This window comes from Candidatus Curtissbacteria bacterium (genome assembly GCA_024654445.1).
In the GTDB taxonomy this organism is placed as follows: domain Bacteria; phylum Patescibacteriota; class Microgenomatia; order Curtissbacterales; family GWA2-41-24; genus JANLHP01.
In genome coordinates this window covers 1-11,372 of sequence record JANLHP010000010.1, presented here as the reverse complement: position 1 = coordinate 11,372, position 11,372 = coordinate 1, and the positions used below count along the sequence as shown (strand labels likewise).

Here is an 11,372-nt window from a genome sequence, read left to right as displayed (position 1 = left end):
CACCTTAAATCTCCCGTTTTTACTCCTTTGGCTCACCAAAATAGAGTAAAATAGAAAATCCATGAAAAGTATCAAGGCACAAATTGCCGTCTTGCCGGATGAACCCGGCATCTATAAATTTTACGACGATGAAGGCAAACTTCTGTACGTTGGCAAATCCGTATCTTTAAAAAAAAGAGTTTCTTCTTATTTCGCGAATAAAAATCTTGGGCCCAAAACCGATCTGCTCGTCAAAAAAATAAGATCGATCGACCACATTAAGGTTTTTTCCGAGTTCGAAGCACTTCTTCTTGAAGCAGAGTTAATCCGTGAGCACAAACCGTTTTTCAATATCGAAGCCAAAGACGACAAGAGCCCAATTTACATCAAGATTACAAACGACCCTATCCCACTTGTCACCCTCGTTCGAAAAGAAAAACCATCACGAAAAAACTTCGTCGTCGGCCCCTTTCCATCCATTAAGGTCACCAAGGAAATTCTGCGGATCATAAGGAGAATATTTCCGTACTGTCACCACAAGAATCCCAAAAAACCTTGCCTTTACGTACATCTCGGCCTGTGTCCTTATCCTTATCAATCAGAAGAAGCAAAAGCCGAATACTTTAAAAATATCCGGAGAATCAAAAAACTACTTAAGGGAAACATAAAATCTCTAATTCGCGATCTAACGCACGAAATGACCGCCTACGCCAAGGCTCAGCAATTCGAAAAAGCCCAGGATATCAAAAAGAAAATCGAAAGACTCCAGTATCTTACGACTACATATCACGCTCCTCAAGAATTCCTCCAAAACCCGGCACTCGTCGATGACCTGAGCTTGACCAGATTGAAAGATCTTCAAGAAGTCCTGGAACTCCCCAAAATTCCCAAAAGAATCGAGTGCTATGACATTGCAAATATTTCGGGAAAATTAGCGACCGGTTCAATGGTTGTTTTTGTCAATGGAAAAGTAGCCAAGGATCAATACAGAAGGTTCAAAATCAAATTTACCCATAAGCCTAACGATTATGAGATGCACAGAGAAGTGCTAGCGCGAAGATTCAAAAACGACTGGCCGCTGGCTGACGTTATGATTATCGACGGAGGTAGGGGGCAATTAAATGCTGCACTTTCAATAGCAATCAAATACAAAATAAAGAGTGTAAAAATAATTGGCCTCGCCAAAAGACTCGAAGAAATTTACACCCAAGACAAGGTTCTTCCAATTAGCCTCCCGAAAGAAAGTCCTGCCCGCCAACTCGTTCAAGCGCTCCGCGACGAAGCTCACCGCTTCGCCAATACCTACCATCGCCTGCTTCGCTCAAAAGACATGATCAGTAAGTAGTGTTCTGATTGTTCCACTTACAAGTTTTTTGCTAATATAAATGTGAACACAAATCTGTCCATGCGCCACATCCTAAAATCAATAATAATCTCTTCCCTCGCATTCTATATTGCATTCACCCTCGTCCCGACAATAAACATTGGTCAAGACCCAAAAAATCTTCCGATCGTAATAGGGGGCTTCATAATAACCGCGCTTATTATCCGTCCAATTTTCTCTCTAGTCCTCATCCCTATCAATATTCTTACAATTTCCTTTGTTTCGTTCGGACTTAACCTAGCTTTAATTTTCGCCTACACAAGATTTCTGCCCGGCTTTTCAATAGGCACATATGACTTCCCCGGAGCCAACTTTCAGGGAGTTATAATTCCTCCTGTCAACCTAACTCTACCCTTGGCAATCCTGGCAGTTGCAGCAATAATTACGGTCATCCAAAAGATACTTCACCTCATTTTTGAGTAAGATTCCGCAAGCTTGGAATCAATAATCAAAAAACCAAGCACTAAATACCAAACAATTCAAATAATTTCTAATTTAAAATTTCTAATTTTTAATCAAATCTAAATGTTTAAATTTTACGAAATTAAATCATTTTAAAATTGAATATAAATTAAGAATTAAGAGTTTAAAATTTATTTGAGTTTTGGAATTTGTGATTTAGAATTTAATCTTGTGCTACTTTTTTCGAAATTTGGTATCATTACCCCTAGTGTTTAGACAATTTTTCAGGCATTATCTAGAGCTCCCACCCAAGAATTTAAACGTAGTTTGCCTCGGTGGCGGTGTTGGGACTGCACAGATATTAAAGGGGCTTAGAAGCTATCCATATAATCTGACCGCGATCGTCTCTATGGCCGACGATGGAGGCTCTGCAGGGCGTCTAAGACGCGCGTTTTCCGTTCCCCCCGCTGGAGACCTTGTCAACTGTCTAGCCGCGCTTTCCGAAGAAGAATCGACTCTAACCGAGCTTTTTCTCTACCGCTTTGCGGGTAAAAGATACGGCAAGGATACTGATTTAGGCGGCCACAAGCTCGGTAACCTTATTTTCGTCGCGCTGACAGACATTTATAAAGGGGACACAACCAAAGCCCTCGTTGAATTTTCCAAAATTATTTCTGCTAAAGGAAAAGTACTTCCCGCAACTCTAGGCGACGTTAACATCTGGGGAAAAACTAAAAAAGGGAAAAAAGTTTACGGCGAGCAAAACATGGATCTTGGTAAGTACGGCGACGGCAGAGTGCTCGAGGAAGTTCACCTCGACCCACCAAATATAGAAGCATATAGCGGCGCCGTTAAAGCCATCAAAGAAGCAGACATAATAATCGCGGGCCCTGGAGATCTTTTTACCACGGTTATTCCAGTTCTAATCGTTCCCGAAATTACAAAAGAACTAAAAGAATCAACTGCTCAAAAAATCTTCATTGTAAACACAACAAATAAGCCTTTCGAAACAGCAGGTTTTAAGGTATCCGATTACCTGAAAGCCCTCGAAAGACACCTTGGGGGTAAAATATTTGATAGAATACTCGCAAATACCAACACCGACGCACAAATACCAAAAAAACTAAAATATACTTACGTGGAATACGATATTAAAAACCTAAAAGGCTACGAAGACGAAATCACAGGAGATGATTTTGTAAACAGCTCGTATCCCCTGTATCACGATAGCGGGAAAGTCGCAAAATATATAGAAAGCACCATCTAAAATAAAATGCAAAACTTATTGTTTATTCTTCAAATAATAGTCGCGACTTCCCTTATTACGGTAATCTTGCTTCAGGCTAAAGGCTCCGGCCTTTCTGGCGCTTTCGGAGGCCAAGGAGGATTCTATCGGTCTAAAAGGGGAGTCGAAAAGCTTTTTATCTATCTCACTATATTTCTGGGTTTTTCATTCCTTGTCCTTTCCCTAATTCAGGTTGTGGTCTAAATGATCTCACCAAAAGCAAGGGTCAGAAAGATTAAATTCTGGTTTAATCTCACCAAAGCTTACTTCCACAGATACAAATTAAGAGTATTTATCGGACTCGTATCCATTGCGGCATTTATCTGGCTGCTTAGCTTCACTTGGTCCAAAATGGCAAGATCCAATGTTTTAACAATTGGCTATACTGGCTCCTACACACTCGAAGACGTTCCCGCAGAAATCTTAAATCTTGCAACAGAACCTTTAATCGCAGTCGACGAGTCGGGAAAACCTGTACCCGCGCTTGCTTCTCACTGGACGGTTTCCGAAGACGGCAAAACATATGTCGTCTTCCTTAAAGACAATTTAAGATGGCACGATGACACACCAGTTGAAGCAAAAGACATAAGGATCGCAATCGAAAATGTGCAAATTACAGCGCTTAACAATAAAGCGATCGAATTCAAATTGCCCAATAAAATATCATCTTTCCCCAATGCCTTAAACAGACCGGTTTTTAAAGCCGAATCGTTTTACGGAACGGGACACTATCGAATTGTGGACCTCGACAGGTCGGACGAAATAATCCAAAAAATAAGCCTCGCGCCTAAAGACAAAAATCTTCCTCAAGTCGACATCAAGTTTTACCAAAGGGAAGATCAGCTAACAGAAGCCATTAAAATGGGCGAAGTTAAATCTGCTGCGGTTGCAAACGCGAGCATATTCAATTCGTGGCCTAATCTAGAAGTTCAAAGAACCGTCGAGGAAAAAGAAGTAATCACTATTTTCTACAACACAGAAGATCCGAACCTGACGTCAAAGGAACTTAGACAGGCATTAACCCATGCGATAGACAAATCGGCATTTGATGGCGAAAGTGCCTCTGGCCCCAATTCGCCTTCAAGTTGGGTCTACAACGACCAGGTCAAAAGGTTCGATTACAATACAGGTAGAGCTAAAGAGCTACTCGCCAAATCAGGCTCCACGAATCCCACAATAACGCTTTCTGTAATCGGTGGATTCACAGACATCGCAAATTCGATCAAAGAAGATTGGGGAGATATTGGTGTAACTACAAACATAAAAGAAGAGAAAGCCCTTCCTCGCGAATTCCAAGCTCTTCTGGCAATCAACGAGGTTTCTAGTAATATCGACCAATACGGCCTTTGGCACTCTACTCAAAAATCTACCAATATTACTAAATTTAAAAACCCAAGAATCGATAAACTTTTAGAAGATGCAAGGGACACAAACGATGACGAAAAAAGAAAAGAACTTTACCAGGATTTTCAAAGGGTTCTAGTAGACGAAACTCCGGCTGCATTCCTATACCACCCCTACAAATACCAAGTCATTTACAAAAACGCCAAACCACTGCTGGACAAATTGCCGGATCAATAATCTAAAACTGACGCTTAATGAAGAGGATCGTGCCTCTTCTTTCTCTCAACTCCGGCGAAGAATTTCGAATTAACCTGCGAGTTGTGGATGCGATTATTTGCTTCACCCTTGATCCAGAAATACCATACATTTTTCCAATATCCTCCGCACTCGCCTTTGACCCGAAGTAAATGCCGAGTATATTTTTGTTTCGTGTCCATTCCAGTCGCGGATTATCCGGCTCGACTAAGTGGGCTCCTTCGGCTATTGCGTCGAGTAGAAACCGATGTGTCTCGGGATAAGCATATGTACGAAGGTCGACCTCGTCACGTTTTTCACTCATCATTCTGAAACTGTTGCAATCTCGATCACCTAAGCAACCTTGCCTAACTTCCCCCTAACACCCCACCATATAGATTCTGTAATAGATTCCGCTGATGGCGGAATGTAAACTTTCACTGCTTCCACCGCCTCCACGCACCGTGGAACTGTGCAAATATCCGTCCTGGGACTAAAAGTGGCATTCTGCTCGTACAAAGTTCTTTCTGCAACATCGTAGCCAGAAATTGAAGCAGGATTTAAACCTTTCTCTTCACAGACTTTTTTAATCTTCTCGTTCCAATCGGCAGAGCCAATGGTCAACCAGACTGTCGAAAGCAAATCACGCTCGAATAAGTAAAATGCGCAATCAGGATGAATTGGAAGTGCTGCAAACGAATTAGCAAGGAAAACGCCATAAGAAGCATTTTGACCTGTTTGCGGGTTTAAAACATAATCTGAAGTTTTTAACCTGGACGCAGGTTCTGATCGAAGCAGCCATCTACCAGGAACGCCTGTGCTTGAGTCAGCGCCCGGTTTATCATAAAAAACAAAACCCTCGTTTTCGAGAGTTCTGCTCAGGTAATTTTTAATATCAGGCAGTGGATTAACTGCTTCCTTCATAGCTTAAATTTGCTACTTTACTGATATGCCCTTTGCTCTAATTTACAACTTTGATCTTAAATGATCAACTATTATCCCTAGCTCTCTCTGTACTGACCCTGGCGAGTCGCTTCCGTGCCCAATATTATTGTGAGTGTCAGCCTTTGCAAATCGATAACGTATAGTATCCGGAGGATTTTGTTTCACTCTCCAGTTTCTCCCCAGTACTTTTCTCCACCTTTCAACAGCTAGAGCATCAGGGGAGTAAAAGATAACAACCGTCGAAGGTCCGCTTAACATCAAATCAACGAACTCTTCCCACCTATTTTGGAACCTCTCACGGTTTGGGTCACGAATAGGGGCAACTTTTTCCTGATTAGCCTTCGGTTCACCCTTATAAAACTCTTCCACCATTTCGCTAGAAAAAACCACAGGTAAAACTAAAATTGGCTCTAAGTCCTCACCGCGTTCATCAATAATCGTCTGAATTATCCTTTGAGCAGCTTCACTATCGGTTAGTCCAAAAAGCTCACTTTTAGGTTCGCTACCATCAGCACTCGGCCTGATCATGGCAAGCGTTATAAAGCCCCCTTCAGCGAGATGGGCTGTCTCTTGACCCGACAAAACGTCCACAATTCTGGCAAGCTGAGCTTGCTCGACCTCGTCAAAAGTAGGATATTCAAAATCTTGATTAGATTGTTTAGATGATATTACTTGCTCTAAAAGAAGTTGTCTGTCCAACTTGGCTGGAACGGTCAAGGTCCTTAAGGCCTCGACAAGATGGCCAACTTCGGAAGAAACATTTGAGGCTTCGACCATAGGGCCATAATTATACAATGTGACTCTAAAAATAGTCAAACTATAGGGCCAAAACAATGCTAAAAATAGCCGGTTTTACCAACATGCCTGCAGCCATCTTTGATATATTTAAAGAATGAAAGGTTTTGCCCCAATCCTCGCGCTCCTGCTTCCGGCAATCGCAATAACAGTCGGGTCGTATTATCTAGTAAAGTCCGAAGTTCCAGGTCTCAATAATCCAAATCGAACAACGGGAGATGCAAAAACCCTAGTCCCTTCACCCTCACCATTTATTTTCGAGACTTATACCTCTCCTAAAATCGCAAAGAAAAGTCAATACAGCATCGTTATGGTCGGCGATTCGATGACTCACGCGCTCGGCCCAAATGGCGGAACTTTCAGCGAATTTATAAACGTGCTATACAAGCCTCATAACATCGGAGTCGTGATCGACAATTATGCAAGGTCTATGAGTATTCTCGAAATAGACAAACAACTAACAGAAAAAACTACCTACTGGGATTCAACCTTCGAGCCGCTTCTTTCTCGGAATTTTGATCTAATCTTGGTCGAATCGTTCGGATATAACCCCTTGTCCCAGTTCGGAACAGAGGAGGGGATCAAGAAGCAAACAGAAGAACTAAACAAGCTTATGGAGACATTAATTACGACGAAGCCAAATTCCGCAATTGTTTTTGTCGCAACGATTGCACCCAACAAACAAAACTACGCCAAAAAAGTAATTGTCGATATTCCGATCGAAGCAAGAGTCAAACAAGCGGAGGAGAGGATGGCGTACATAGAAAATCATATTGCTTACGCTAAATCTCATAATATTCCAGTTGTTAACATCTACGAGAAATCGAAAAATGAGCAAGGCGATGGAGACTTAAAATACATTAATCCCAACGATTATATTCATCCGTCATTCGAAGGAGTAGACTTCATTGGCCACGAAATCGCCAACTTTATCTACGAAAACCAAATTTTACCGAGGTAATAGTAAGATCATTCACTTTTCGGCTTGGGCAATTTCGATCGCTCTCTTAGTTCTCTTTCTGATTCTCCAATTGTTAAAAGTCGCATGAGCTTCACTCAGCCCGAAGCCCACGCCATACCCTGGCACTAAAACGGCAATCGTAGTTGCGGCGGAATCTAAAGCAAACCACCGTTTGCTTGTTATCGCTTTATTAGGATCTTTGAGGTCGGGTGTTAAAGGGTTCGATTCTGTGTAAAGTTCCTGTATTCCGACCTCTGCTGCTTTTATGTTTTCTTTAAGGATCTCGCGAGTAGAGTATCTGTCTGCAAAAGCCCAAAGTAAGTAAAAGCTCGCGGAAGCAACACCTGCAGGAATAGAATCAGCATCGATTGTCCGTTCGTTCGCGAAGTTTATCAACAAAGCGCTACCTACCGACAAAGCGCGATTAACCCACGGATTTACTTCGTACCATCTCCTCGGCACGTCGCGAAATGCCTGATCCCATGGCGAACCTTCTTTTGACATGTTGGGGATTATAGCAAGGTGATAGCCTTAAACGGAAATTTGGGTAGGCTACCGAACGACGCAGGACTTATTACAGTACTCTCCCAGCAATGCTAAAATCGGAAAGTCCAAATTTAGACCCTTAGCGAGACGCACTAAAAAGGTTAGACCTGCGAGCTCAGTCCTCAGCCCACCGCTTTCTTTACGAGCGCGGCAATCCTAGCCTCTTCGGCGGGAGTCAACTTCTTCAACGCGAAGGAGGTCGGCCACATGGAGCCTTCGTCAAGGTTTGCCGAGTCGTCAAAGCCAAGCGTCGCGTACCTCGATTTGAACTTCTGCGCGCTTTGGAAGAAACAGACGACCTTGCCGTCGCGATTTGCATACGCAGGCATCCCATACCAGGTTTTCGGCATGAGCGTTGGGGCGTTGGCTTTTATAATAGTATGGAACCGCTGGGCCATGGCGCGATCAGACCCCTGCATCTCGGCGATCTTAGCGAGCACGGCGCTTTCCCCGTCCGTCTTAGTCGCCAGCTCTTGGGCCCTCTCCTTTATCGCAGCTCGTTCCTCGTCCGTGAACGTCTTGGACTTCGTGTTGACTACTTGCTTTTTATTCATTTATTTTCACCTCCATGTTTACCCTTTGATGTTTGGCATAGTTTTTTATATTAAGTGGGTGGGTGAGGGGACTCGAACCCCCGACCTTCCCCTTCACAGGGGGACGCTCTTACCAACTGAGCTACACCCACCATTATTTCTCAAAATTGTGCCTCAAATAATGACAATTCCTGCATAATAATTCTAAATTCAAGAGACCGTTATTACTCCTATTTCGATCTTTGTGATGAACAATTAACACTCTCTCATCATTTAAATCGCATTTACCACATTTTAATTCTTTTGCACTCTTCAACATAATTCTACGATAAGCACTTATCCCTGTCAGCCAATTCGGATGATTTTCTCCAATGCGAATGTTTGTGTTTCTCCAGCTGGCATGACAAGAACGGTTGCAAAAGAAAAGCCCGCTTTTTGACCTAGACATAGCTCTGGGCGCTCTATACAGAGATCTTTTACAATAACTGCAATATACGTTAATACCCTTTTTTTGGGCCACAAATTTGCATTTATCGGAGCAGTATTTACCCCACCCAATCTTTATATGTCTAGGCTTACCGTAAAACTTCTTACCACAAATCCTGCAATCCAACCAGGGCATACCCCGTCATGTTAAAGTTCGAAAACTAAAATGCCAATCTAAATGTTTACCACAAGCCAGCGCTCTACCAGACTGAGCTACAGCCACCTCGTCGAAATATTCAGTGCCATGCGGTCCTCGTTCTGCAATGCAGAACTGCGGGCCTTGGACTTCACTTTAAACATTCTGCCATATGCAGAACCGTTTACCATTCCGTCATTTCTCCTCTTCAAAATTCAAAGGATTTTGACAAATATCCCAAAATTCGAAGAATTTTGGAAAGGAAGAACAGACTAAAGGTTGAGCGGAGTTATTTATAACTTCATGAAACCAAAAAGTCTAGTTCTGACGAGTGCCCGCAGAGGGATTCGAACCCCCAACCAATCGCTTAGAACGCGAGTGCTCTATCCGTTGAGCTATGCGGGCCCAGTGTTTTTTAATTACCGAGCCAAGTGCTCTCTTTTTGAGTATAACTCAAAAATATCAGGGCTGACGGAGTCAGCAGCTGATATCCGTTGAGCTATGCGGGCATTTGGAGCTGGGGACCGTAATTGGCTCGGGCCTATTTAAGCACGATGACTATATCAAATCATATCTCCAAGATCCGTAAATTCCTCTTATTACCAAAGTAAAAATAGGTCTTCACTATTATATTACTCTCGATTTGATTATGCAGCTCGACGTAGAACAACAGCCGTCTTCTTGAAGAGAATTTTAAGGAAGCCATCAATACTCTAAAAAATAAACCGGGAAAGGACATCTATGCTTTCGGCAACGCATATTTAACATCAGAACTGCTCAAGCGTAAGTTTGTGGACGAAATCCGCATATGTCTCGCGCCGACTATTCTTGGCGCGGGTAACACTTTGTTCAATCTCCTACAGAGGGTACCAGCTTGGAGTTACTTGAGACACGACAATTAAAGACTGACGGAGTAATTCTTCGATACAAAGTTGCCGCAAAAGAGAAATCTAAATAAACGTTGGGTGTTCCAATAGAAGAACTATTGAAATAACATGAGCCATTCGTAAGAAAAAGTGGTTAGGCTTATTGTCGACTCACGGCCAATGTATTTTGATGTATGATAAATTTATGAATCAAAAAGGATTCTCGCAACTTATTTTGGTAATCATTGTGATAGCAGTGCTTGCTATAGGAGGGAGTATTTGGTATTTCCGGCAATCCTCCGTAGGCGGTTTTCCAAAAATCAACAATCTCAATCCCCTTGACAAAGCCCCTTCTGTTGCTGCCCCATGCAATCTGGCTCCTTTGCAAAGACAATTCAGCAACACTCCTTATTATACCGGCCCGCTTATTGATGATCATTTCCATATGCCCCAAATGTTCAAAATTCCCAACAACCCCGATGCGCCAGTAATTGACCAGGACGTGCCGCGGCAAGATGTGGCATGTCTTTTTAGTGATAAAACCCGTATTAAGAATGTATTTGCCTTTTACGGAATCCCCATTAATTTGAAAGATACGTCAGTACAGATCGCCCAGGATTTAGACAAGCAATATCCAGGAACGATGAGTCCTTTTATTGAGCTTGTATCGTTCCCCGGCTATCCTGTGGTTCCTTCGAACATAAATGCGGTACTTGCTGCTAATAAAGGTCTGTTCAAAGGGTATGGGGAAATCTCGCTTTATTTGCCTCACTATAACGGAGTGAACCCCGACGATCCCGCCATGCGCGAGCTCTATGCTATAGCGGAGAAGAATCATCTGATCGTGATGATGCATCTTACCGCGAGCCAGCAGTATGCATATGAAAAGGTGCTCCAGGATTTTCCGAATACTACATTCCTTCTTCACGCCGCAGAAGATCTTCCCTGGGCAAGCACTATTTTTGCCACCTATTTTGATAAATATCCCAATTTCTATTACAGCGTAGACATCGATCTTGTGAAAGACGCCGTGTTCCCGGCTACGACCAAAGCCGACTTCATTGCCCGCATGAAACAAAACTGGCAGAATATGCTAAGCACAAAAGTAGCTTTCTGGAAGAGCAAGATTGAGAAATACCCGGATAGGTTCCTCTGGGGAACCGACCGCGGGCATTACGGCTGGCATTACGACCCAGAGGTTCAGGCGTACTTTGAAGAATTTGGGCGGGCGTTCATTGGACAACTGAACCCGGCAGTACAGGAAAAATATGCCTATAAAAATGCCGAGAGCTTACTTCAAAAAAGATAAACACCGTTAGATACATCGTGTTTCTCATTTAATTAGTGAGGTTGCTCGCGGACAAAGATAAACAGTAATTTAAGGCTAGTTCGATTCCCGTTAGGATAACACCTTATGGGCTTGGATTGTACAACATTTTAACAACTTTCTAAAGCTAAAATCCAAGGGTTCGATAA

At 42.7% G+C, this 11,372-nt stretch carries 12 protein-coding genes and 2 tRNA genes; 7 read left to right on the top strand and 7 right to left on the bottom strand.

Annotated elements, in window-relative coordinates:
• Window positions 1–61: 61 nt before the first annotated feature.
• The 5 genes from NUV69_00760 to NUV69_00740 all read left to right on the top strand — a co-directional run bounded on the left by NUV69_00760 (window position 62) and on the right by NUV69_00740 (window position 4,631).
• Window positions 62–1,324, top strand: a complete 1,263-nt coding sequence (locus tag NUV69_00760; GenBank protein MCR4324203.1) for a GIY-YIG nuclease family protein — start codon at window positions 62–64, stop codon at window positions 1,322–1,324.
• Between the two features lie 42 nt (window positions 1,325–1,366).
• Window positions 1,367–1,786, top strand: a complete 420-nt coding sequence (locus tag NUV69_00755) for a phage holin family protein (GenBank protein ID MCR4324202.1) — start codon at window positions 1,367–1,369, stop codon at window positions 1,784–1,786.
• A 247-nt stretch (window positions 1,787–2,033) separates the two neighbouring features.
• Window positions 2,034–3,032 (top strand): YvcK family protein, encoded by a 999-nt coding sequence (locus NUV69_00750; GenBank protein MCR4324201.1) that lies wholly within the window; start codon window positions 2,034–2,036, stop codon window positions 3,030–3,032.
• 6 nt (window positions 3,033–3,038) lie between these two features.
• A complete protein-coding gene (gene secG / locus NUV69_00745) occupies window positions 3,039–3,254 on the top strand; it encodes a preprotein translocase subunit SecG (protein ID MCR4324200.1) in 216 nt (71 codons plus the stop codon).
• Window positions 3,255–4,631 carry an ABC transporter substrate-binding protein gene (locus NUV69_00740; GenBank protein ID MCR4324199.1) on the top strand — a complete coding sequence of 459 codons (1,377 nt, stop codon included), beginning with the start codon at window positions 3,255–3,257 and terminating at the stop codon, window positions 4,629–4,631.
• Window position 4,632: 1 nt separating this feature from the next.
• Here NUV69_00740 and NUV69_00735 read toward each other — a convergent pair whose 3' ends face one another.
• Genes NUV69_00735 through NUV69_00725 form a run of 3 tightly spaced genes read right to left on the bottom strand, consistent with a single transcriptional unit; the run spans window position 4,633 to window position 6,350 of the window.
• A complete protein-coding gene (locus tag NUV69_00735) occupies window positions 4,633–4,956 on the bottom strand; it encodes a hypothetical protein (protein ID MCR4324198.1) in 324 nt (107 codons plus the stop codon).
• A 26-nt stretch (window positions 4,957–4,982) separates the two neighbouring features.
• Window positions 4,983–5,552: a hypothetical protein gene (locus tag NUV69_00730; protein MCR4324197.1), complete on the bottom strand. Its 570-nt coding sequence runs from the start codon at window positions 5,550–5,552 to the stop codon at window positions 4,983–4,985.
• A 42-nt stretch (window positions 5,553–5,594) separates the two neighbouring features.
• Window positions 5,595–6,350: a hypothetical protein gene (locus NUV69_00725; protein ID MCR4324196.1), complete on the bottom strand. Its 756-nt coding sequence runs from the start codon at window positions 6,348–6,350 to the stop codon at window positions 5,595–5,597.
• Between the two features lie 115 nt (window positions 6,351–6,465).
• Between NUV69_00725 and NUV69_00720 the strand changes: the two genes are divergently transcribed.
• Window positions 6,466–7,329 (top strand): SGNH/GDSL hydrolase family protein, encoded by an 864-nt coding sequence (locus tag NUV69_00720; GenBank protein MCR4324195.1) that lies wholly within the window; start codon window positions 6,466–6,468, stop codon window positions 7,327–7,329.
• A gap of 12 nt (window positions 7,330–7,341) precedes the next feature.
• Here the strand turns inward: NUV69_00720 and NUV69_00715 are convergent, their stop codons facing one another.
• The 4 genes from NUV69_00715 to NUV69_00700 all read right to left on the bottom strand — a co-directional run bounded on the left by NUV69_00715 (window position 7,342) and on the right by NUV69_00700 (window position 9,435).
• Window positions 7,342–7,833, bottom strand: coding sequence for a hypothetical protein (locus NUV69_00715; GenBank protein ID MCR4324194.1), 492 nt, complete (start codon window positions 7,831–7,833; stop codon window positions 7,342–7,344).
• 164 nt (window positions 7,834–7,997) lie between these two features.
• Window positions 7,998–8,429 (bottom strand): DUF1801 domain-containing protein, encoded by a 432-nt coding sequence (locus NUV69_00710; protein ID MCR4324193.1) that lies wholly within the window; start codon window positions 8,427–8,429, stop codon window positions 7,998–8,000.
• 57 nt (window positions 8,430–8,486) lie between these two features.
• Window positions 8,487–8,560 (bottom strand) — tRNA-His (locus tag NUV69_00705).
• Window positions 8,561–9,362: 802 nt separating this feature from the next.
• Window positions 9,363–9,435: transfer RNA gene (locus NUV69_00700), tRNA-Arg, on the bottom strand.
• 666 nt (window positions 9,436–10,101) lie between these two features.
• Here NUV69_00700 and NUV69_00695 point away from each other — a divergent pair.
• Window positions 10,102–11,205, top strand: coding sequence for an amidohydrolase (locus NUV69_00695; protein MCR4324192.1), 1,104 nt, complete (start codon window positions 10,102–10,104; stop codon window positions 11,203–11,205).
• The last annotated feature ends 167 nt before the right edge of the window (window positions 11,206–11,372 follow it).

What these genes read in the sequence shown, in the direction of transcription:
- NUV69_00720 (MCR4324195.1), top strand. Translation starts at nt 6,466, where the DNA reads ATGAAAGGTTTTGCCCCAATCCTCGCGCTCCTGCTTCCGGCAATCGCA.
- secG (MCR4324200.1), top strand. Translation starts at nt 3,039, where the DNA reads ATGCAAAACTTATTGTTTATTCTTCAAATAATAGTCGCGACTTCCCTT.
- NUV69_00730 (MCR4324197.1), bottom strand. Translation starts at nt 5,552, where the DNA reads ATGAAGGAAGCAGTTAATCCACTGCCTGATATTAAAAATTACCTGAGC.
- NUV69_00760 (MCR4324203.1), top strand. Translation starts at nt 62, where the DNA reads ATGAAAAGTATCAAGGCACAAATTGCCGTCTTGCCGGATGAACCCGGC.
- NUV69_00735 (MCR4324198.1), bottom strand. Translation starts at nt 4,956, where the DNA reads ATGATGAGTGAAAAACGTGACGAGGTCGACCTTCGTACATATGCTTAT.
- NUV69_00725 (MCR4324196.1), bottom strand. Translation starts at nt 6,350, where the DNA reads ATGGTCGAAGCCTCAAATGTTTCTTCCGAAGTTGGCCATCTTGTCGAG.
- NUV69_00715 (MCR4324194.1), bottom strand. Translation starts at nt 7,833, where the DNA reads ATGTCAAAAGAAGGTTCGCCATGGGATCAGGCATTTCGCGACGTGCCG.
- NUV69_00695 (MCR4324192.1), top strand. Translation starts at nt 10,102, where the DNA reads ATGAATCAAAAAGGATTCTCGCAACTTATTTTGGTAATCATTGTGATA.
- NUV69_00740 (MCR4324199.1), top strand. Translation starts at nt 3,255, where the DNA reads ATGATCTCACCAAAAGCAAGGGTCAGAAAGATTAAATTCTGGTTTAAT.
- NUV69_00710 (MCR4324193.1), bottom strand. Translation starts at nt 8,429, where the DNA reads ATGAATAAAAAGCAAGTAGTCAACACGAAGTCCAAGACGTTCACGGAC.